The 20,549-nt window shown below is 71.3% G+C and carries 19 protein-coding genes, 1 tRNA gene, 1 pseudogene and 1 riboswitch; of the genes and pseudogenes, 11 read left to right on the top strand and 10 right to left on the bottom strand.

The window, feature by feature from the left end; all coding sequences use genetic code 11:
• The first annotated feature begins 61 nt into the window (after positions 1 to 61).
• The 7 genes from IAI59_RS17770 to IAI59_RS17740 all read left to right on the top strand — a co-directional run bounded on the left by IAI59_RS17770 (position 62) and on the right by IAI59_RS17740 (position 6,475).
• Positions 62 to 472: a cupin domain-containing protein gene (locus IAI59_RS17770; RefSeq protein ID WP_207415715.1), complete on the top strand. Its 411-nt coding sequence runs from the start codon at positions 62 to 64 to the stop codon at positions 470 to 472.
• Positions 469 to 1,440 carry a Bug family tripartite tricarboxylate transporter substrate binding protein gene (locus tag IAI59_RS17765; RefSeq protein WP_207415714.1) on the top strand — a complete coding sequence of 324 codons (972 nt, stop codon included), beginning with the start codon at positions 469 to 471 and terminating at the stop codon, positions 1,438 to 1,440. Before IAI59_RS17770 ends, IAI59_RS17765 begins: the two co-directional genes overlap by 4 nt.
• Positions 1,437 to 2,561 (top strand): CaiB/BaiF CoA transferase family protein, encoded by a 1,125-nt coding sequence (locus IAI59_RS17760; RefSeq protein WP_207415713.1) that lies wholly within the window; start codon positions 1,437 to 1,439, stop codon positions 2,559 to 2,561. Before IAI59_RS17765 ends, IAI59_RS17760 begins: the two co-directional genes overlap by 4 nt.
• Entirely contained in the window at positions 2,561 to 3,727 is a 1,167-nt protein-coding gene (locus IAI59_RS17755) for an acyl-CoA dehydrogenase family protein (protein WP_207415712.1), read from the top strand. The genes IAI59_RS17760 and IAI59_RS17755 overlap by 1 nt, the downstream gene beginning before the upstream one ends.
• Positions 3,728 to 3,752: 25 nt before the next feature.
• Positions 3,753 to 4,214 carry a MaoC family dehydratase gene (locus IAI59_RS17750; protein ID WP_207415711.1) on the top strand — a complete coding sequence of 154 codons (462 nt, stop codon included), beginning with the start codon at positions 3,753 to 3,755 and terminating at the stop codon, positions 4,212 to 4,214.
• Complete coding sequence (locus IAI59_RS17745) at positions 4,214 to 5,104, top strand: HpcH/HpaI aldolase/citrate lyase family protein (RefSeq protein WP_207415710.1); 891 nt, start codon at positions 4,214 to 4,216, stop codon at positions 5,102 to 5,104. Before IAI59_RS17750 ends, IAI59_RS17745 begins: the two co-directional genes overlap by 1 nt.
• A 69-nt stretch (positions 5,105 to 5,173) precedes the next feature.
• Positions 5,174 to 6,475 (top strand): ArgE/DapE family deacylase, encoded by a 1,302-nt coding sequence (locus IAI59_RS17740; RefSeq protein WP_207415709.1) that lies wholly within the window; start codon positions 5,174 to 5,176, stop codon positions 6,473 to 6,475.
• A 20-nt stretch (positions 6,476 to 6,495) separates the two neighbouring features.
• Here the strand turns inward: IAI59_RS17740 and IAI59_RS17735 are convergent, their stop codons facing one another.
• From IAI59_RS17735 to IAI59_RS17725, 3 genes are read right to left on the bottom strand one after another with little or no spacing between them, the layout of a single operon-like run.
• Positions 6,496 to 7,143, bottom strand: coding sequence for a DUF4286 family protein (locus IAI59_RS17735; RefSeq protein ID WP_207415708.1), 648 nt, complete (start codon positions 7,141 to 7,143; stop codon positions 6,496 to 6,498).
• A 9-nt stretch (positions 7,144 to 7,152) separates the two neighbouring features.
• Positions 7,153 to 8,160 (bottom strand): Bug family tripartite tricarboxylate transporter substrate binding protein, encoded by a 1,008-nt coding sequence (locus tag IAI59_RS17730; RefSeq protein ID WP_207415707.1) that lies wholly within the window; start codon positions 8,158 to 8,160, stop codon positions 7,153 to 7,155.
• Between the two features lie 52 nt (positions 8,161 to 8,212).
• On the bottom strand, positions 8,213 to 8,647 hold the full coding sequence (locus IAI59_RS17725) for a type II 3-dehydroquinate dehydratase (protein ID WP_207415706.1): 435 nt from the start codon (positions 8,645 to 8,647) through the stop codon (positions 8,213 to 8,215).
• A 222-nt stretch (positions 8,648 to 8,869) separates the two neighbouring features.
• Between IAI59_RS17725 and IAI59_RS17720 the strand changes: the two genes are divergently transcribed.
• On the top strand, positions 8,870 to 9,640 hold the full coding sequence (locus IAI59_RS17720) for a GntR family transcriptional regulator (protein WP_237181231.1): 771 nt from the start codon (positions 8,870 to 8,872) through the stop codon (positions 9,638 to 9,640).
• Between the two features lie 53 nt (positions 9,641 to 9,693).
• On the opposite strand, the gene IAI59_RS17715 is transcribed toward IAI59_RS17720, so the two are convergent.
• Positions 9,694 to 9,768: transfer RNA gene (locus tag IAI59_RS17715), tRNA-Gly, on the bottom strand.
• A 67-nt stretch (positions 9,769 to 9,835) separates the two neighbouring features.
• Positions 9,836 to 9,914: riboswitch (SAM riboswitch) on the top strand.
• Between the two features lie 58 nt (positions 9,915 to 9,972).
• Between IAI59_RS17715 and metZ the strand changes: the two are divergent.
• Positions 9,973 to 11,160, top strand: a pseudogene (gene metZ, locus IAI59_RS17710) (O-succinylhomoserine sulfhydrylase); the annotation flags it as partial.
• Positions 11,161 to 11,551: 391 nt separating this feature from the next.
• On the opposite strand, the gene IAI59_RS17705 reads toward metZ, so the two are convergent.
• Genes IAI59_RS17705 through IAI59_RS17690 form a run of 4 tightly spaced genes read right to left on the bottom strand, consistent with a single transcriptional unit; the run spans position 11,552 to position 15,511 of the window.
• Positions 11,552 to 12,535, bottom strand: coding sequence for a tripartite tricarboxylate transporter substrate-binding protein (locus IAI59_RS17705; RefSeq protein WP_207415703.1), 984 nt, complete (start codon positions 12,533 to 12,535; stop codon positions 11,552 to 11,554).
• A gap of 47 nt (positions 12,536 to 12,582) precedes the next feature.
• Entirely contained in the window at positions 12,583 to 13,656 is a 1,074-nt protein-coding gene (locus IAI59_RS17700) for a tartrate dehydrogenase (protein WP_207415702.1), read from the bottom strand.
• Between the two features lie 60 nt (positions 13,657 to 13,716).
• Positions 13,717 to 14,751 (bottom strand): PDDEXK nuclease domain-containing protein, encoded by a 1,035-nt coding sequence (locus IAI59_RS17695; RefSeq protein WP_207415701.1) that lies wholly within the window; start codon positions 14,749 to 14,751, stop codon positions 13,717 to 13,719.
• The gene (locus IAI59_RS17690) at positions 14,732 to 15,511 is read right to left on the bottom strand and encodes an SDR family NAD(P)-dependent oxidoreductase (RefSeq protein WP_207415700.1); all 780 of its coding nucleotides are present in this window, start codon (positions 15,509 to 15,511) and stop codon (positions 14,732 to 14,734) included. The genes IAI59_RS17695 and IAI59_RS17690 overlap by 20 nt, the downstream gene beginning before the upstream one ends.
• A 106-nt stretch (positions 15,512 to 15,617) precedes the next feature.
• Between IAI59_RS17690 and IAI59_RS17685 the strand changes: the two genes are divergently transcribed.
• Positions 15,618 to 16,415, top strand: coding sequence for an SDR family oxidoreductase (locus IAI59_RS17685; protein ID WP_207415699.1), 798 nt, complete (start codon positions 15,618 to 15,620; stop codon positions 16,413 to 16,415).
• Positions 16,408 to 18,228 carry a glycoside hydrolase family 15 protein gene (locus tag IAI59_RS17680; protein ID WP_207415698.1) on the top strand — a complete coding sequence of 607 codons (1,821 nt, stop codon included), beginning with the start codon at positions 16,408 to 16,410 and terminating at the stop codon, positions 18,226 to 18,228. The genes IAI59_RS17685 and IAI59_RS17680 overlap by 8 nt, the downstream gene beginning before the upstream one ends.
• Here the strand turns inward: IAI59_RS17680 and IAI59_RS17675 are convergent.
• Together IAI59_RS17675 and IAI59_RS17670 are read right to left on the bottom strand one after the other, a co-directional pair.
• On the bottom strand, positions 18,225 to 19,295 hold the full coding sequence (locus tag IAI59_RS17675; RefSeq protein ID WP_237180484.1) for a ParB/RepB/Spo0J family partition protein: 1,071 nt from the start codon (positions 19,293 to 19,295) through the stop codon (positions 18,225 to 18,227). The two genes, IAI59_RS17680 and IAI59_RS17675, sit on opposite strands and share 4 nt — an antisense overlap.
• Positions 19,292 to 20,549, bottom strand: a 1,258-nt coding sequence (locus IAI59_RS17670; protein ID WP_237181230.1) for an AAA family ATPase, incomplete at its 5' end; no start/stop codon positions are given. The genes IAI59_RS17670 and IAI59_RS17675, both read right to left, overlap by 4 nt.

Raw genomic sequence — 20,549 nt, 5'->3', positions numbered from 1 at the left:
CGCGCGCCCGGAATTGCCCTCGGAAACCGTCCGACACAGGACGGGCCAGGGAGAGCGAACGATGTCCACGACGCAGCAGCGCCGATATTTCGTGCGGGCCGAGGATGTGCCCGGCTACAGCCCCGCCAACCACACCGGCACCGTCAACCGCCGGCTGATCGGGCCGGAAACGGTGGGGGCGGAGACCATGGAGGTGCTGCACGGCACCATCGCCCCGGGCCAGGGCGCGGCCCCCCACGCGCACCCGGGCATGGAGCAGGCCTGCTACATCCTGTCCGGCCGCGCCCGTGCCGAGGTGGGCGGGCAAAGCCGCGAGATCGGCGCCGGCGAGATGTGCTTCTTTCCGGCCGGCGAGGAACACATCTTCACAGTGGTGGGCGAGGAGCCGGTAACGCTGCTGGTGATCTACTCGCCCCCCTATGGCGAGGACCCGGCCAAGGTGCTGCGCCGCACCGGGGAGGCGCACGCGTGATCCGCCGCCGCAGCCTGCTCGGCGCCGCGGCGGCCCTGCCGCTGCTGCCCGCCGCCGCCCGTGCCCAGGCTGAATGGAAGCCTTCCCACGCCATCACGCTGGTGGTGCCCTTCGCCGGCGGCAGCGGCACCGACGCGGTGGCCCGCATCCTGGCCGACCTGCTGGGCGCGCGGCTCGGCGTGCCGGTGGTGGTGGACAACCGCGCCGGCGCCAACGGCACGCTGGGCGCCATGCAGGTGGTGCGCGCGGCGCCGGACGGCCACACGCTGTTCGTCACCACCAACACCACGCATTCGGCCAACCCCTCGCTGATGAAGCGCATCGAGTACGACCCGGTGGCCGACTTCACGCCGGTCGCCCGCGTCGGCAACCTGCCCTTCATGCTGGTGGTGGGCGAGGCCAGCCGCGCGCAAAGCCTGCGCGACCTGCTGGAGATGGCGCGCCGGGCGCCGGGCCAGGTCAGCTACGCCAGCGGCAACAGCACCGGCATCGTCGCCGGCGCGACCATGGCGCGGATGGCGGGCGCGGAGATGCTGCACGTCCCCTACCGCAGCACCCCGCCGGCGATGACGGACGTGATGGGCGGCCGCGTCAGCTGCATGTTCGTCGACATCGCGGCCGGCCTGTCCAACGTGCAGGGCGGCAAGCTGCGCGTGCTGGCGATGAGCACCCGGGACCGCTCGGCGCTGATGCCCGACACGCCTTCCATGGCCGAGGCCGGCCTCGCGGGCTTCGACATCACTTCCTGGAACGGCGTGTTCGGCCCGGCGCGGCTGCCGCCCGAGGCGGTGAGCACACTAAACTCCGCCATCCGCGAGGCGATTAGCCGGCCGGAGGTGAAGCAGCGCTTCGCGTCCATCGGCTTCGAGGCCTTTTCCGGCCCGCCCGCCGAGCTGGACGGCTTCGTGCGCACCGAGCTGGTGAAGTGGCGCGAGCTGATCGAGGCAGCCGGGATCGAAAAGGAATGACCGCGCTCCAGGGCGTTCGCGTGCTGGACGCCAGCACGGTGGTGATGGGCCCCTACGCCACCCGGCTGCTGGCCGACCTCGGCGCCGAGGTGCTGAAGGTGGAGCCGCCGGAGGGCGACGTGATGCGCCGCGCGGGCCAGGGCGGGGCGATGTTCGCGCATCTGAACCGCGGCAAGCGCAGCGTGGCGCTGGACCTCAAGGCACCGGAAGGCCAGCATGCCTTCCGCGCGCTGGCCGTCGGCGCCGACGTGCTGGTGCACAACATGCGGCCCGAGGCGGCGGCGCGGCTCAGCCTGCGGCAACAGGACCTGGCGGGGCTGAACCCAGGGCTGGTGGTGGCCTGCGCCTATGGCTACGGCAGCGGCGGGCCTTATTCGGCCCGCCCGGCCTATGACGACCTGATCCAGGCCGCCAGCGGGCTGGCCGACACCACGGGCCGCGCCGGCGGCGGCGACCCGCGCTACGTGCCGCTGACGCTGGCCGACCGGGTGGTGGGCGCGCACCTCGCCTTCGCCATCGCGGCCGCCATCGCCTGCCGCGAGCGCACGGGCGTGGCGCAGCAGGTGGAGGTGCCGATGTTCGAAACCATGGCCGACATGGTGGCGGGCGACCACCTCGGCGGCCTCAGCTTCGGCCCGCCCGGGGGGGGCGGCCCCTACTACGCGCGCCTGATGTCGCCACAGCGCCGCCCCTACCGCTCGCGCGACGGCTGGATCGCGGTGCTGCTGTACAACGATGCGCATTGGCGCCGCTTCTTCGCGCTGGTGGGGCAGGAAGCGCTGCTGGCCGACCCGCGCCTGGCCACGCACGCGGCGCGGCAGGCCGACATCGACCACGCCTACGCACAGGTGGCCGCGGCGCTGGCGCACCGCGACACGGCCGAATGGCTGCAACTGCTGTCGGAGGCCGACATCCCGGCCGCCCCGGTCAACGACATCGCGGCACTGCGCGACGACCCGCACCTGCGGGCCACCGGCTTCTGGCGAGACGTGCCGATGCCGGACGGACGCACCCTGCACACCACCGCGCCGTTCGGCCGCTGGTCCGCGACGCCGCCGGCGCCGCCCGGCCCACCGCCCGCCTGGCCCGCGCCCGCCACGGCCGCCTGGGAGACCCGCTGATGGACTTTTCCCTGTCTGCCGACCAGGAGGCGCTGCGCGAGGCCATCGCGCGCATCTGCGCCGGCTTCGGCGACGAATACTGGCTGGCCCGCGACAAGGACGGCGCCTTTCCGCGCGAATTCTGCGCGGCGCTCGCCCGCGACGGCTGGCTCGGCATCTGCATCCCGGAGGAATACGGCGGCGCCGGGCTCGGCATCACCGAGGCAGCGATCATGATGCAGGCGATCGCGCAGTCCGGCGCCGGCATGACGGGCGCCTCCGCCGTACACATGAACATCTTCGGCCTGAACCCCGTGGTGGTATTCGGCACGGAGGCGCAGAAGCGCCGCATGCTGCCGCCGCTGGTGGCTGGCGAGGAACGGGCCTGCTTCGCCGTGACCGAGCCGAACGCCGGGCTCGACACCACGCAGCTCACCACGCGTGCCGAGAAGCGCGGCGACCGCTATCTCGTCAGTGGCCAGAAGATCTGGATCTCCACCGCGCAGGTGGCCGAGAAGGTGCTGCTGCTGGCGCGCACCACGCCGCTGGATCAGGTGAAGCGCCGCACCGACGGGCTCAGCCTGTTCTATACCACGCTGGACCGCAGCTGCGCCGACGTGCGCGAGATCGAGAAGATGGGCCGCAAGGCCGTCGATTCCAACGAGATCTTCTTTGACGGCATGGAGGTGCCGGAGGAGGACCGCATCGGCGAGGAGGGCCGCGGCTTCGAGTACATCCTGCACGGGCTGAACCCCGAGCGCATCCTGATCGCGGCGGAAGCCGTGGGGCTGGGGCTGGTGGCGCTGGAGCGCGCGACGGAATACGCCAAGTCCCGCCGCGTGTTCGGCCGCGCCATCGGGCAGAACCAGGCGATCCAGCATCCGCTGGCCGCCAACTGGATGGAGCTGCAGGCGGCGCGGCTGATGATCCTGCAAGCCGCGTGGCGCTACGACCAGGGCATGTCCTGCGGCGCGGAAGCGAATGCCGCGAAGTACCTGGCCGCCGAGGCCGGCTTCAAGGCCTGCCAGCAGGCGGTGATGACGCATGGCGGCTTCGGCTACGCCCGCGAATACCATGTCGAGCGCTTTCTGCGCGAGGTGATGATCCCCCGCATCGCGCCGGTCAGCCCGCAGCTCATCCTCTGCTTCATCGCGGAGAAGGTGCTGGGCCTGCCGAAATCCTATTAGTGTCGCTGTAAAAAGGAGGACCGGCATGCCCGGCCTGTGGTTCGAGGAGATGACCGAGGGCAGCGTGATCGACGCCGAATGGCGCCGCACGCTGACGGAGGCCGACAACACGCTGTTCTGCGGCATGACCATGAACGTGGCGCGGCTGCACCTGGATGCCGAATACATGAAGGACAGCGAGTTCGGCCGGCCGCTAATGAACTCGCTGTTCACGCTGGGGCTGATGATCGGCATGAGCGTGCACAACACCACCAACGGCACCGCCGTCGCCAACCTCGGCATGACCGACGTGCGCTTTCCCGCGCCGGCCTTCGCGGGCGACACCATCGGGGTGCGCACCACGGTGCTTGCCACGCGCGCCAGCAAGTCCCGCGCCGATGCCGGCATCGTGACGCTGCTGCACGAGGCCTTCAACCAGCGGGATGAGGTGGTGGCGCGCTGCGAGCGCGCCGTGCTGGTGCACCGCCGCCCGGCGGCGGCCGCGTGATGCGGCTGCGCAACCTGTTGTTCGCGCCGGGGGACGATGCCCGCAAGCGCGACAAGGCCCTGGCCGGCCCCGCCGATGCCGTGGTGCTGGATTTGGAGGATGCGGTCGGCCCCGACCGCAAGGACGCCGCGCGCGCCGAAGTGGCGGCGCTGCTGCCCGGCCGGGCCCGGCGGGAGGTGGTGGTGCGCGTCAACGGCCGCACCACGCCCTGGTATCTCGCGGACCTTGCCGCCGTGGTGCCCGGCGCGCCGGCGGCGGTGATGCTGCCGAAATGCACCGGCATGGCCGACATGGTGGCGCTGGACCACCACCTGGAAGCGCTGGAAGTGGCGGCCGGCCTGCCCCCCGGCGGCATCGGCGTGCTGGCGCTGGTGACCGAAACGGCGGCCTCGTTGACTGGGCTGGATTATCGCGGCGCGCCGCCCCGCCTGCGGGCCCTGTGCTTCGGGGCGGAAGACCTGTCGTCCGATCTCGGCATCCTGCCGCGCGACGAAGCCGGGGCCTTTGCGGCGCCGGTGCGCCAGGCGCGCGCCGCCACTCTGCTCGCTGCCGCCGCCGCCGGGCTGCCGGCGCTCGACACCCCTTTCCCCGACCCGCGCAACCCGGCGGGGCTGCAGCGGGAAGCGGCGGCGGCGGCGCGCGACGGCTTCGCGGGCAAGCTGTGCATCCATCCCGGCCAGCTGGCGGCGGTGGCCGCCGCCTTCACGCCGGATGCCGGGCGCGTGGCCTGGGCCCGCCGGGTGGTGGCGGGTTTCGACGCGCGGCCGGATGCCGGCGTCATCTCGCTGGACGGGCAGATGGTGGAACGGATGCACCTGCGGCTGGCCCGGCGCGTGCTGGATGCCGTGGCAGACCCGCGCGGTTTGACACCGCCGATCGCCACATCCTAGCATCGCCCTGCGATGTATCCGTATCGTTGAGCGATACACACACACCGAAAACAGGGTTAGGTGCGGACAATGTCTTCCGACGGTTCAGGCCAGGCCTCCGCGTCCGAACGGGCGCGCATCGCGGCGGCGGTGGATGCGGTGTTCGACGATCAGGTCCAGACCACGCTGCGCTTTTCCGCCATCCCCAGCACGCGCGGCGCCGAAGGCCCGGCGCAGGACATGATGGCCGACCTGCTCCGCGCCCGCGGCTACGAGGTGGACGACTGGGCGGTGCGCATGGCCGACCTGGACGGCATGCCGGACCTCGGCGTCATCGAGCATGATTTTTCCCGCGCGCGCAGCGTGGTCGGCACGCTGCGGCCCCGGCAGGACAGTGGACGTTCGCTGATCCTGCAGGGGCATTGCGATGTGGTGCCGGCTGGGCCGCTGGACATGTGGCGCACCCCGCCCTTCCAGCCCGAGGTGCGGGACGGCTGGATCCATGGGCGCGGCGCGGGCGACATGAAGGCCGGCACCATCGCGGCGCTGTATGCGGTGGATGCGTTGCGCGCCGCCGGCTTGGCGCTGCGCGGGCGGCTGCATTTCCAGTCGGTGATCGAGGAGGAAAGCACCGGCGTCGGCGCGCTGTCCACCTTGCAGCGCGGCTACCGGGCCGACGCGGCGCTGCTGCCCGAACCCACGGGGCGCCGCTTCACCAATGTCTGCGTGGGCGTGCTGTGGTTCCGCCTGCGGGTGCGCGGCGAGCCGGCGCACGTGGCCAGGGCCAGCGAGGGCTTCAACGCCATCAAGGCCGCCTACACCGTGATCCGGGCGCTGGAGGAGATGGAAGCCGCGTGGAACCGCCGCGCGGCGTCCGACCCGTATTACGGCGGCATGGCCAACCCGGTGAACTTCAGCCCGGGCATCATCCAGGGCGGCGACTGGGCATCCTCCGTGCCGGCATGGTGCGACGTGGACTGCCGCATCGCCGTGCTGCCGGGCTGGGACGTGGCGGCCTGCCAAAAGGAGATCGAGGCCACGGTCGCCGGCGCGGCCGCGGCCGATCCCAACCTGGCCGCCAACCCGCCGCGCGTGGCATGGTCCGGCTTTCTGTCGCATGGCTACGTGATGCAGGGCGGCGAACAGGCGCGCGCCCTGCTGGCCGGGGCGCATTCGGCCTTCGGGGGCGGCAGCCTGGAAGACCGCTACGGCACCGGGCTCAACGACGCGCGCTTTTACGATCGCTGCTTCGGCATTCCCGCCTTCTGCTACGGTCCCCTGGCGGAGCAGGTGCACGGCTTCAACGAGCGCGTGGAGCTGCAATCCATCCGTGACACCACCAAGACCATCGCCGCGTTCATCGCCGACTGGTGCGGCGTCGAGCCGGCCTGACCTCCTGTTGGCGGCGGGGCCTATGGCACCGCCTGCCGCAGCGAGAACACCGCCGCATACAACGCCGGCTCCGCCGCCCCGCCATCCAGCGCGGCGATGGCGGGCTGGTGGCGCGCCAGGGCGCCGCGCAACGCATCGGCCCCCGTGGCCTCGACCAGCAGCAGGCCGGCAAAGGCCGCATCCCCGCCGCGCAGGGCCTTTTCACCCGTGGGCACGCCGGAACCCTGCTGGTCGACCTCCAGCAGCCGCACGGCGCAGATGCGGTCCTCCGCCGCCAGCGCGTCCAGCAGCGCCGGCGCGGCAGCGGGCATCCGGTCCAGGCGCAGCGGCATGACCCAGGCACCGCCGCCGGTGCCGCGAACGTCGCGCACCCGGCCGCCGCCGCGGGCGAAGTTGCGCAGCAGCGGCATGACGCGCCGCGACCAGGGCGTCGGCGCGTTCAGCCGCGCCAGATAGGCGGCGCTGGTCAACACCCCGGGCGATGCCAGCTCGTAGACGATCAGAAAGCGGCACACCCCGGGCAGCGCGGCGCGAAACACCCGCACCGCCTGGAAGCCGGGGATGCCGAGGCGCTCGGCCGTGTGTTCGCGCGTCAGCCAGTGCAGGTAGTCGGTTTCCTGTTCCGGCGTCACGTCGCTCCAGATGGCCAGCATCGCGGGCGCGGTCATGCGGCGGACCTATTCCATCTTGATGTCGCGGCGGCGGATCAGGTCGCCCCAGCGCCGCGCCTCATCGGCCTGATAGGCGGGGAAAGCCTCGGCGCTGCCTGCGTAGATGTCGATCGCCGCGGCATCCAGCCGCGCCTTCACGTCGGGCATCGCCAGCACGTCGCGCGCCGCGTCGGACAGCTGGCGCACGATGCCGGGCGGCGTGCCGGCCGGGGCGAAGAAGCCGAAGTCGTTGGTGGCGCGATAGCCCGCCAGCCCGCATTCGGCCAGCGTCGGCACCTGCGGCATCTGCGGGCTGCGCGCCGCGCTGGTGACGGCCAGGGCCCGCAGGTCGCCGGACTGGATAAAGGGAATGGCCGTGACGGTGTCGATGAAGCCGAGATTGGCTTCGCGCCCCAGCACCGCCTGCACCTGCAAACCGCCCGAGCGATAGGCGACGTGCAGCATCTGCGTGCCCGACATGTCGAGCATCAGCTCCGGCGCCAGATGCGCGATGGTGCCGGCCCCGGCCGAGGCATAGGTCAGCTTGCCCGGCTGCGCCTTGGCGGCGGCGATCAGCTCCGCGTAGCTTTTGATGTCGCTCGAGGCGTGCACGCACACGAACATCGCGTTGCCGGCCAGCAGGCTGATCGGGGCGAAGCCCTTGTCGCTGTCGTAGGGCAGCTTCTCGAACAGAAAGGGCGCCAGCGCGAAGGTGCCGGTGGGCGACACCCCCAGCGTATAGCCATCCGGCCGCGCGCGGGCCACGGCGCCATGGCCCAGCGTGCCGCTGCCGCCGGCGCGGTTCTCCACCACGAAGTTGCCGGACAGCCGCGCGGACAGATGCTGCGCCAGCAGCCGCGCCACGAAGTCGGTGGAGCCCCCCGGCGCGAAGGGCACGATGATGGTCACGGCCCGGGCCGGATAAGCCGGCGCCTGCGCGCGGGCGGCGGCGGTACCGGCCAGCGGCAGGGCGCCGAGCCCCGCCAGAAGCGCGCGGCGGCGCAGCGGCGGGGCGCCGGTGGGGTCATCCTGCATCGGTGTTCTCCCTGGTTCTGGTTTTTGTTGTTCTGGATGGTGGCGGTCGGGATCAGCCGGTCAGCTCGCGCATCGCGCGCATGGCCGTGGCGTAGCCGCGGGCGCCCAGCCCCGCGATCACCGCCGTGGCGACGGTGGACACCAGCGAACGGTGGTACAGCGCGTCCCGCCGGTGGATGTTGGTGATGTGCAGCTCGATGATCGGCCGGTCGAACATCTTCAGCGCATCCAGCACCGGGATGGAGTTGAAGGTCAGCCCTGCCGGGTTGATGACGATGCCGGCGGCGTCGCCATCCGTCGCCTCGTGGATCCAGTCCACCAGCTGGCCTTCCCAGTTGGTTTGACGGAACACCATGGCGGTGTCGCCCGCGGCTTCGCGGCACATCACCTCGATCTCCGCCAGGGTGGTGTGGCCGTAGATGTCCGGCTCGCGCTTGCCCAGGCGGTTCAGGTTGGGACCGTTCAGCACATGGATCGGCCCGCTCAATGCCACGCCTCCCCGAAACCCCGGCGGCGTGCCGTGCTGTTGGACATGTTCTGCTGCCTCCCCCGGCCGATGCCTTCGGCCATCGGTCGGATGGTAATCAATTCGACCAAGAAATCAATAATCATCTGATGATCCGCACAAACTCGGATGTTTTACGTGGTGGCCGGCATGCGTCATGCTGCCGGCGAGAAACGGCGAGCAGGCGTGGCCAGGAGCGGTGCGGTGGACAAGGAAGGCGTGACCATCGGCGAGGCGGCCTACCAGCGCATCCGCGCCGACATCGTGTTCGGCCGCCTGGCGCCGGGGCAGAAGCTCGGCCTGGACCGCATGCGGGAAACCTATGGCGCCGGCGTCAGCACGCTGCGCGAGCTGCTCAGCCGTCTCGCCTCGGAAGGGCTGATCCTGGCCGAGGGGCAAAAGGGCTTCGAGGTCGCGCCCGTGTCCGACGCCGACTTCCAGGAGGTCACGGCGCTGCGGCTGCTGCTGGAGGCGCATGCGATGGAACAGTCCTTCGCCGCCGGCGGGCTGGACTGGGAAGGCGGCGTGGTGGCCGCGCACCACAAGCTGGCCGCCCTGGAACGCCGCCTGCTGGCGAACGAGGCGGTCGATGTGGAAAGCTGGAAGCGCTACGACTGGGAGTTCCACCGCGCGCTGATCGCCGCCTGCGGCTCGCGGCTGCTGTTGCAGGCCCACGCGGCCATCTACGATCGTTTCCTGCGCTACCAGATGGTCGCCGTGGTGTTCCGTGGCCAGCCGGCGGCCGACGAGCACCGCCAGTTGCTGGACAGCGCGCTGAGCCGCGACAGCGCGGCCGCGCGGCAAGCGCTGGCGGCCCATCTGGGCAACTGCGTGCGGCATGTGCTGGGCAGCGGTGCCCTGGCACGGTTCGGCGGCGCCGCCGAACCCGTGGCGGCTGCCCCCTCCCCCGCGCAGCGCGGCGAGGGCGCCGTGCACAAGCCGTCCCGCCGGGGGCGGCCAACTGGTCGAACGTGATCTGGGGGAGAAAGGCCACCGAACGGCGGCGGGTGCCCTGGCCGGGCGGATCTTGGAGCGGGCGATGGGAATTGAACCCACGACATTCAGCTTGGGAAGCTGACGTTCTACCTCTGAACTACGCCCGCGCCGGAACACTCTTACCCCGGCCTTGTGCCCCTCGCAAGCCGGGCGTAAGGTCAGCCCGGTCCTCTTGCGAGGGCTGCTCGCGATTTGTCCGGCCAGCTTGCGGCGAGCCTAAATAACCGCGCTAAACGGCTGTTGCGGGGGCGGCGCGCGCGCGGTCCCGCACGACCGGGCCGGGTCCGACAGCCCCGAGAGTTGCCCGCCCCATGGCCAAGCCCCCCTCCGACCGTACGCTTCGTCCCGCGACCCAGCTGGTCCGCGGCGGGCTGATGCGCAGCAACCTCGATGAAACCTCCGAGGCGCTCTACCTCACCTCCGGCTTCGTCTACGACAGCGCGCAGCAGGCCGAGCAGACCTTCACCGGCGAGGTGGAGCACTGGCAGTATTCCCGCTTCGGCAACCCCACCATCGCCATGCTGGAAGCCCGCCTGGCCGCGCTGGAAGGCGCCGAGGCCTGCCGCGCCACGGCCACCGGCATGGCCGCCGTCAGCTCGGCCATGCTGGCGCACCTTAAGACCGGCGACCGCGTGGTGGCCAGCCGCGCCCTGTTCGGCTCCTGCCACTGGATCGTCTCCACCCTGCTGCCGCGCTATGGCATCGAGACCGAGTTCGTCGACGGCGGCGACCTGGAACAGTGGAAGGCCGCCTTCCGCCGCCCCTGCAACCTCGTGCTGCTGGAAACCCCGTCCAACCCGATGCTGGAGCTGGTGGACCTGGCCGCCGTGTGCGAGCTGGCGCACGAGGCCGGCGCCATCGTGGTGGTGGACAACGTCTTCGCGACGCCGCTGCTGCAGCGGCCCATGAAGTTCGGCGCCGACGTGGTGGTGTATTCCGCGACCAAGCACTTCGACGGCCAGGGCCGCGTGCTGGGCGGCGCCGTGCTCGGCAGCAAGAAGTGGATCGAGGAGGTTTTGCAGCCCTTCACCCGCAACACCGGCCCGGCGATCTCGGCCTTCAATGCCTGGGTGATCCTGAAGGGGCTGGAAACGCTGCACCTGCGCGTGCCCGCCATGTGCCGCAGCGCCGCCGCCATCGCGCAGATGCTGGAAGAGCGCGCGGAGGTGGAGCGCGTGCATTACCCCTATCTCGCCAGCCACCCGCAATACGCCCTGGCCAAGCAGCAGATGTCCGCCGGCGGCACGCTGGTGACCTTCGACATCAAGGGCGGCAAGGACGCGACGTTCCGGTTCCTGGACGCGCTGCGCGTGATCGACATCTCCAACAACCTTGGCGACAGCAAGAGCCTGGTTACCCACCCCGCCACCACCACCCACATGCGCGTGGCACCGGAGGAGCGGGCGAAGCTCGGCATCTCGGAGGGTTCGGTGCGGCTGTCGGTCGGGCTGGAGGACGTGGAGGACCTGATCGAGGACATCTCCATCGCGCTCGACGCCGCCGCCGGCAGCGCGGCCCCGCGCGGCAAGCCCGCGGCGCCGGCCGCCAAGCCCGCCGCCGCCCCCGCGAAGTCCCGCGCCAAGGGCCGCCCCGACCCCGCCGCGCCGGCGGAGCCGCCGGTCGCGCCGAAGCCGCCCAAGGCCCCTGCCAGCCAGAAGCCGGCCAAGCTTCCGGCGGCGAAGCCGGCCCCTGCCCCCGAAGGGGACCTGTTCCAGGAGCCGGTTGCTTCCAAGCGCCGCCGCAAGGAGTAGAAGGTCTGGGGGGAAGGAATTCCCCCCACCCTTTCTGGCGGAGCCGGAAGCCGGCTGTCCTGTTCAAAGACCGATGCCACGGCCACCCCGGGCAAACAGTTCAAAAGGGGGCTCGGGGGCGGTTCGCTCCCCCGGCCCTTCAATCCGCATATTGCCCCGCATCGGTGATGATCGGCCGCCAGCGCGCCACCTCCTCCGCCAGAAAGCGGCGGTGATAGGCGGGCGTCGCGCGCTCGGCGCTGGCGGGCTGCGTGACGAGCTCGCCGAAGCGCGCCAGCAGCCGTTCCTCCTTCAACGCGGCGCGGATGGCGGCGGACAGCCGCTCCTGCACCTCCGGCGGCGTGCCGGCGGGGGCGTAAAGGCCGTGCCAGGTGCTCATCGCCAGGGCCGGCACGCCGGCCTCCGCCGTGGTCGGCAGATCCAGGCCGGGCACGCGGGCCGGCAGCGTTTCGGCATAAGCCCTGACGCGGCCGTCGCGGATGAAGGGCGCGGTGTTGGTGGCCTGGTCGCAGAAGATGTCGATGCGGCCCGCCATCATGTCGGTGATGGCGGGCGCGCTGCCGCGGAACACCACGGTGGTCAGCGCTGTGCCCGCCGCGCGCTGCAGCAGCATGCCGCACAGCTGGTTGGCACCGCCCAGCCCGGAATGCGCCAGGGTCAGCCTGTCGCCCTGCTGGCGGATGGCGGCCATGACGCCGGCCAGGTCCGTGGCCGGGAAGTCCGGCCGCGCCACCACGGTCATCGCGGCATCGGACACCAGGCCGAGCGGCGCGAAGCTGCCTTCCACGTCATAGGGCAGCTTGCGGTACAGCGTGGCGGTGGTGGCATGGCCGATGTGGTGCATCAGCAGCGTGGTGCCATCCGGCCGGGCCTGCGCCACGCGCTGTGCCGCGATGGTGCCACCCGCGCCGGTGACGTTTTCCACCACCACGGGAACGCCGAGGTCGCGGCCCATGCCGTCGGCCATCAGGCGGCTGATGACGTCGGTGGGGCCGCCGGCTGCGAAGGGCACGGTGATGGTGATGGCGCGGCTGGGGAAGTCCTGGGCCAGGGCGGGCACCGCCAGCAGCGCCGCGCCGGCGGCCAGCCCCAGCTGCCGGAGCAGGGTGCGACGTGTCGTCATGGGCGTATCCTCCTGTGGGCGCGGCGGTTGATCCGCCGTCGCCAAGCTCAGACGTTGGCGCTGTGGATGGCGTCGCAGACGGCCTCCGTCACCTCGCGCGTGGTGGCGCGGCCGCCGAGGTCGGGCGTCAGCACGCCGGCGGCCGTCACGCGTTCCACCGCCGCCATCAGCCGCGTTGCCGCGTCCGGCTCGCCCAGGTGCTCCAGCATCTGCGCTGCGGTCCAGAAGGTGGCGACGGGGTTGGCGATGCCCTTGCCCGCGATGTCGAAGGCCGAGCCGTGGATCGGCTCGAACATCGAGGGGTAGCGACGCTCCGGGTCCACGTTGCCGGTGGGCGCCACGCCCAGGCTGCCGGCCAGCGCGGCGGCGAGGTCGGACAGGATGTCGGCGTGCAGGTTCGTGGCGACGATGGTGTCGAGGCTCTGCGGCTTCAGCACCATGCGCATGGTCATCGCGTCCACCAGCATCTTGTCCCAGGTGACGTCGGGGAATTCCTTGGCCACCTCGGCCGCGATCTCGTCCCACATCACCATGCCGAAGCGCTGGGCGTTGGACTTGGTGACGACGGTGAGGAACTTGCGCGGCCGCGCCTGGGCCAGGCGAAAGGCGTAGCGCATGATGCGCGTGACGCCGACGCGGGTGAAGATCGCGACCTCGGTCGCCACTTCCTCCGGCAGTCCCTTGTGGGCGCGGCCACCGTGGCCGGCATACTCGCCCTCGGAGTTTTCCCGCACGATCACCCAGTCCAGGTCCCCCGGCCCGACGCCGGCCAGCGGCGAGGTGACGCCGGGCAGGATCTTGGTGGGGCGGACGTTGGCATACTGGTCGAAGCCCTGGCAGATCGGCAGCCGCAGGCCCCAGAGCGTCACGTGGTCCGGCACGTCCGGCGCGCCGACGGCGCCGAAATAGATCGCGTCAAACGCCTTCAGCGTGTCCAGCCCGTCGGCCGGCATCATCACGCCGTGCTGCTTGTAGTAGTCCGACCCCCAGGGGAACTCTTGGACGCGAAGCCGGAACGTGCCCATCCGCCGCTCCAGCACGGACAGCGCCTGCAACCCGGCGGCGATCACCTCGGGCCCGATGCCGTCGGCGGGAATGGCGGCGATGTTGTATTCGCGCATGGGGTGGCGTTCCTCCTGTTTCGTTGTTGTCCACCCGCCGCGCCGCGCGCGGCCGGCGGTTCAGCCATCGCCGATGCTGGCAGCGATCTCCACCGCGGTCGGCAGCGCCTCGGCCAGCGCGTCCGGCAGCGCCGCGCCCACCGTGCGGTATTCCGCGACGCCGATCGGGCTGCCGATGCCGCGCAGCGCGTATTCCACCACCAGCCGGTTGTGTTCCCGGCACAGGATCAGCCCGATGCTCGGCGCGTCGCCCGGCTCGCGCTCGGTCTCGTCCAGCGCCGCGAGGTAGAAGTTCATCTTGCCGGCGTATTCCGGGCGGAACGCGCCGATCTTCAGGTCCACCGCCACCAGGCAGCGCAGCCGGCGGTGAAAGAACAGCAGGTCCACGAAGTATTCCTGGCCCCCCACCTCAAGCCGGTGCTGGCTGCCGCAGAAGGCGAAGCCCTTGCCCATCTCCAGCAGGAAGTCGCGCACCCGCTCCAGCAGCGCGGCTTCCAGCACCCGCTCGTTCGCATCCGGCGGCAGGGCCAGGAAGCCGAACTGGTAGGGGTCCTTCAGCACCTGCCGGGCGAGGTCGGATTGCGCCGGCGGCAGCGTCCGGTCGAAATTGGTCACCGCCTGCCCCTGCCGCCCGGCCAGCCCGCTGCCGATCTGCTGCGCCAGGACGGCCCGGCTCCAGCCCTGTTCCAGCGCCGCGCGGGCGTACCATTGCCGCGTTTCCGGGTCCTTCACGCGGGTGATCAGGTCGATGTTCTGGCCCCAGGGCAATCGTCCAACAAGCTGTTGGACGACCGCCTCGTCCGGCCAGGCCTCGGCGAAGGCGCGCATGTACAGGAGGTTGGCGCGGGAAAACCCCGTCAGTTCCGGAAACTCGCGCTTCAGGTCGGCGGCCAGCCGCTCCACCACCTTGGTGCCCCAGCCCTGCGCCGCCTGCCGCTCCAGGATGTCCCGCCCGATGCGCCAGTAGAGTGCGATCAGCTCCGCGTTCACCGCCATGGCCGCCCGCAGCCGCGCGGCGCGGATGCGGGCCTTCAGGCTGCCCAGCCAGCCCGCGTAATCCGCCGGCAGGCCCGGCTCAGACGTGCTGACCGCCATTGATGTGGATCTCGGCGCCATTGATATAGGAGGAGCGGGAGGAACACAGGAACAGGATGGTTTCCGCCACCTCGGCGGGGTCGCCCAGCCGGCGCAGCGGGATCTGCCGTTCGATGATGTCCTCCGTGCCGGGGGACAGGATGGCGGTGTCGATCTCGCCGGGGGCGATCGCGTTCACCCGGATGCCGTGGGCGCCGAACTCATGCGCCATCTCCCGCGTCAGCGCTGCCAGCGCCGCCTTGGAGCAGGCATAGGCGACCCCGGCGAAGGGGTGCACGCGGGAGCCGACGATGGAGGTGACGTTGACGATCGTCCCCTGCCCCGCCTTCAGCGCGTCGAACAACCCGCGCGCCAGCATGGCAGTGGAAAACAGGTTGACGTTGAACACCGTTTCCCAGGTCGCCGCCTCGGTTTGCAGCAGCCCCATGCGGCCGCCGCCGGCGACCTTGGGCGAGATCCCGGCGTTGTTGACCAGCGCGTGCAGCCGGCCGTCCGGCAGGCGCCGCCGCACCTCGGCCACCAGCGGCGCGATGGCGGCGGGGTCGGCCAGATCCGCCTGCAGGTGGCTGTCCCGCGCCTCGGGCCACAGGCATTCCTCCGCGAAGGGCTGCCGGGACACGGTCAGGATGCGCCAGCCTTCCGCCTTGAAGCGCTTGACGGTGGCATGGCCGATGCCGCGGCTGGCGCCGGTCAACAGCATGATGGGGCGGGCATCGGCGGCGCGCGTTTCGGGCAATGCACCCTCCCTCCGGTCTGGCATTAGCCTAGCGCAGACGGCGCCGGGCGTCGCCCCCTCCCTGCCCCGAGCATCCACGCAAACTCTGGGCCCCTTCGCGGCTTATGCCAGGGCATCAAGGAGGCTTCCCATGCAGTGCAGGCTGGACGGACAGGTGGCGGTTGTGACGGGCGGCAGCTCGGGCCTCGGGCGCGGCATCGCCCTGCTTTTCGCGGAGGCCGGCGCCAGCGTGGTGGTGAACTACCATTCCGGCGCCGAGGCGGCGGCCGAGGTGGTGCGGCAGATCGAGGCGGCGGGCGGCCGCGCCATCGCCGTGGGGGCCGACGTGTCGCAGCAGGCGGAGGTGGACGCCATGTTCGGCCGGGCGATCGAGGCCTTTGGCGGCGTGGACGTGGTGGTGGCCAATTCCGGCATCCAGAAGGACGCCGCCGTGGCCGACATGACGCTGGACCAGTGGCGGCAGGTGATCGACACCAACCTGACCGGGCAGTTCCTGTGCGCCCAGGCGGCGGTGCGCCAGTTCCGCCGGCAGGGCGAGCGGGGCGCGTCCCGCGCCCTGGGCAAGATCGTGCACATGAGCTCGGTCCACGAGGTCATCCCCTGGGCCGGCCACGTCAACTACGCCGCATCCAAGGGCGGCGTGATGATGCTGATGAAGACCCTGGCGCAGGAGGTGGCGCCCGAGCGCATCCGCGTCAATTCCATCGCCCCCGGCGCCATCCGCACCAACATCAACAAGGCGGCGACCGAGGGTGCGGCGGCGGAGCAGCTGCTCAAGCTGATCCCCTACAAGCGGATCGGCGCGGCGGAGGACGTGGCGCGCGCCGCGCTGTTCCTGGCCAGCGACATGGCCGACTACATCACCGGCGCCACCCTGTTCGTGGACGGCGGCATGACCCTGTACCCCGGCTTCGAAGACAATGGCTGACCGCCCCGGCGAGGCGATCCCCCGGCCGATCGAGGCACATGCCGCGATCGGCGACATGCGCAGCCTGGCGCTGGTGGCGACCGACGGCACCATCGACTTCCTGTGCTGGCCGCGTTTCGACAGCCCGAGCATCTTCGCCGCGCTGCTCGACCCGGCCAAGGGGGGCCACTTCGCCCTGGCGCCGGACATCGCGGATGCCCGCACCGTGCAGATGTACCTGCCCGACACCAACATCGTCCTGACCCGCTGGCTGGGCGAGGGTGGCAGCGCCGAGCTGATGGACTTCATGCCGGCGACGCCGGATGACTGCGCCGGCGGCCCGCGCATCATCCGCCGCATCCGCGCCACGCGCGGGCGCGTCACCTTCCGGCTGGATTGCCGGCCGCGCTTCGACTACGCCCGCGCCGCGCCGCAGGCCGAGCCCGGCAACGGCCGCGGCTGGCTGCGAGGCACGGACGGCACCACGCTGCGCCTGTCCGCGCCCGCCCGGCTGCGTGCCGAGGACGGCGCCCTGCTGTGCGAGATCACGCTGGACGAGGGCCAGCAGGCCGACATCGTGCTGGACAACGGCGAGGGCACGGCGCCCGACACCGCCGGCGTGAACGGGCTGCTGCAACGCACCGCCGGCTACTGGCATGCTTGGGCGCGGCATTCCACCTACAAGGGCCGCTGGCGCGAAACGGTGATGCGCTCCGCCCTGGTGCTGAAGCTGCTGACCTCGCGCGAGCATGGCTCGGTTCTGGCCGCGGCCACCTTCGGCCTGCCTGAGGCCCCGGGCGGCGAGCGCAACTGGGACTACCGCGCCACTTGGGTGCGCGACGCCTCCTTCACCGTCTACGCGCTGATGCGCCTCGGCTACCGCAAGGAAGCGGAAGCCTTCAACCGCTGGATCGACGGCCGCGTGCAGGACGCCGACACCGGCGGGCGCCTGCGCATCATGTACGGGCTGGACGGCAGCACCGATCTGAAGGAACAGAACCTCGACCACCTGTCCGGCTACGGCGGCGCGCGCCCCGTTCGCATCGGCAACGAGGCCTTCGAGCAGGATCAGCTCGACATCTACGGCGAGCTGCTGGATTCCGTGTATCTCAGCAACAAGTACGGCCACGCCATCTCGCACGACGACTGGAACGGCGTGCGCCACATTGTCGACCATGTCTGCGAAACCTGGGACAGCGAGGACGCGGGCATCTGGGAGGTGCGCGGCAACCCGCGCCACTACCTGCATTCGCGGGTCATGTGCTGGGTGGCGGTGGACCGCGCCATCCGCCTGGCCAGCAAACGTTCCCTCGCCGCGCCGTTCGAGCGCTGGATCGCCACGCGCAACGCCATCCACGACGACATCTGGGCGAACTTCTGGGATGACGAGCGCGGCCACTTCGTGCGCAGCAAGGGCGAGCGGGTGCTGGACGGCGCCATGCTGATGATGCCGCTGGTGCGCTTCGTCAGCGCGACCGACCCGCGCTGGCTGGCGACGCTGGATGCCATCTCCGCCACGCTGGGTGACGACGGCATGATCTACCGCTATCGCGTCGAGGACGGGCTGCCGGGCGAGGAAGGCTCTTTCGCCGCCTGTTCGTTCTGGTACGCCGAATGCCTGGCCCGTGCCGGCCGCACGGAGCAGGCCCGCTTCGTGTTCGAGAAGCTGATCGCCTACGGCAACCACGTCGGCCTGTACGCCGAGGAGTTCAGCAAGCGCGGCACCTTTCTCGGCAATTTCCCGCAGGCCTTCACGCATCTCGCGCTGATCAGCGCCGCCGTCTACCTGGACCGCGAGGTCAGCGGCCACCAGGACGCGGAGTGGCGGCCCTAGCCGCCCTTGCGCTTGGCGGGCGGCAGCAGTTCTGGCAGCCGGTCCACCAGGGCGTGCACCATGTCCTCGGGGATCGAGGTGGCGAAGCGGAACATCCACTGGCCGCCGTTGCGCGTCAGCGTGCCGATGCGCTGCCCGTCATGCACCACGTGGCGGCGCTCCGGCACGGCGCGCGCCGCGCCGCGCCGCAGGTCGCGCCCCTCGGCGGCCCGCATCATGGCGTCCACCTGGTCGTCCGGGTCCGGGTCGCTTTGCGCGTCCAGCGCGTCGGTAATGCGCCGCAGCGCCAGCGGGTCGGCTTCCAGCGCCTCCATCACTCGGCGCGCCCGCAGCATGGCCAGCCGGCGCGGGTCGCGCAGCCGTTCCATGATCTCCGCCGGAAAGCGGGCCAGGCGCAGGTAAAGGCTCAGCGTCGAGGGATCGAGGCCGAACTGCGCCGCGACCTCCTTGGCCTGCAGGTTCAGCCGCCCCTTCACCTCCGCGAACCAGCGGGCGCGTTCCAACGCCGAGATATCCTCGCGCCGCTCGTTCTCGGAGAACTGGATGCGCAGCATGGCCGCGTCGTCCAGCGGCCGCACGCGCGCCAGCACGCTGCGTTCCAGCACGCGGCAGGCTTCCAGGCGCCGGCGGCCGGCCGCGATCTCGAAGCGCCCTTCCCCGGCGCGGCGCAGCGTCACCGGGTCGTTCTGCCCGTTGGCGCGGATATCCTCCAGCAGCGCGGTGAACTCCGCGCCCGCGAAGGCAGAGCGCATGCGGTCGCGCGGCAACTGGTCGCCGATCAAGGCGGGCGACAGGAACAGGAATTCGTCCGCGTCCTCGCCCGCGCGCGCGGCGATGCTGCGGGCCTGGGCCAGCTGCTGGGCCAATCCGTCGCCGCGCTCCCCGGCCTGGGCGAGGTCGCGTTCCAGCCGCTGGATGCGCTCGCGCAGGCCTTCCGTCACCGCGCCCAGCGCGGCGGCGGGGCGGTGCTGCGCCGCCACGGGGGCCGCCGCCGGGGCCGGATCGCCGCCGCGCTCGCGTAGCGCCTGCGCCAGTTGGCCAAAGCGGGCTGAAGGGCTCTTGCTCATCGTGCGGTATCCTTGGCGCGCGGCTCGGCGGCGGGCAGGCGGCGGCCCCAGAACCGCAGCACCTCGCGCTCGATCAGCCGGTTCACGGCGTTGGTGCTGGCCAGGGCCCGTTGAAAGGCGGCGCGGTCGGACGATGGCTCGTATTCGTAGAGCGTTTCCTTGCCGAGGCCCGCGGTGCCGATGATGCGCGAATGCAGGAACGGCCGCCCCAGCACCATGTCGCCGAAGCGCTCCCGCGCCAGGGCGAGCAGCGCCTCCTGGCTGCGGTCCGTGGGGTCGAAGGCCGTGATCAGGATGCGCGCGAAGGCGAGCGGCAACGGCGTGCCGAAGGCCTGCGCGAACTCGGCGGCATAACCCGCGAGATGGGCGAAGTATTCGCCGGTGGAGGCGAGGTCGGTCATGCTGGCGCGGGTCGGCACCACGATGCCGCTGGCCGCGTGCAGCGCCGCCGTCATCAGCATGTTCACGTCGGGCCGCGTATCGACCACCACCACGTCGTAGCGATCCGGCACCTGCCGCAGAAAGGCGCTGAATTCCTCGAAATACAGGGGTTCCTCGGCTTGGCCGGCAGTGGCGCGGCGGGTCAGGCTTTCCTCGGCGGCGGCGAGGGCGGCACCGGCGGGCACGATGTCGATGGTTGGCCAATAGGTTCGCCGGCACAAGACTGCTGCATCGAATGTCGCCGACCGGCCTTCGTCGCGCGCGGTGGTCCAGGCCGCGAAGCAGGCGTCCGGCCCGGCTTCACGGGACGGATCGAAACCGAACTGCGCTGTGGCGCTGCCCTGGCTGTCGAGGTCCACCAGCAGCACCCGGTAGCCGGCCAGCGCCATGTACTGCGCGAAGTGCACGCTGCTGGTGGTCTTGGCCGAGCCACCCTTGAAGTTAGTGAACACCACCGTCGCCAACGCCTCGCGCCCCGGCTTGCGGCGCAGCGGCATGTCTGCGGACGGAAGGGTGCGGCTGCGCAGGCGTTCCAGTTGCGCGAAGCTGAAGCGCCCGCGGGGGCCGGCTGGCGCCTCCGCCAGGCGTTGCGCCGCGCGGGCCTTCAGCTCAGGCAAGGTCAGTCCCAGAAGCAGGGCACATTCGGCGGGCGTGAAGCCACGTAGCGTCTTGCGCAGCTCCGGCGCGTTCTCGACCTCGATCGCCACCTGCTGGGCGGCGCGCAGCACTTCGGCGACGTTGCGGAACGCCGCGACCTGATCCACCATCTCCACTCCCCAGGCAGCCCCCTCGCGGTGTGGCCCCTGTGGGTAA

The sequence above is a fragment of the Roseomonas haemaphysalidis genome, assembly GCF_017355405.1.
GTDB classification, from domain to species: domain Bacteria; phylum Pseudomonadota; class Alphaproteobacteria; order Acetobacterales; family Acetobacteraceae; genus Pseudoroseomonas; species Pseudoroseomonas haemaphysalidis.
The sequence above is the reverse complement of the archived record's forward strand: the minus strand, read 5'-3'. Positions and strand labels throughout refer to the sequence as shown.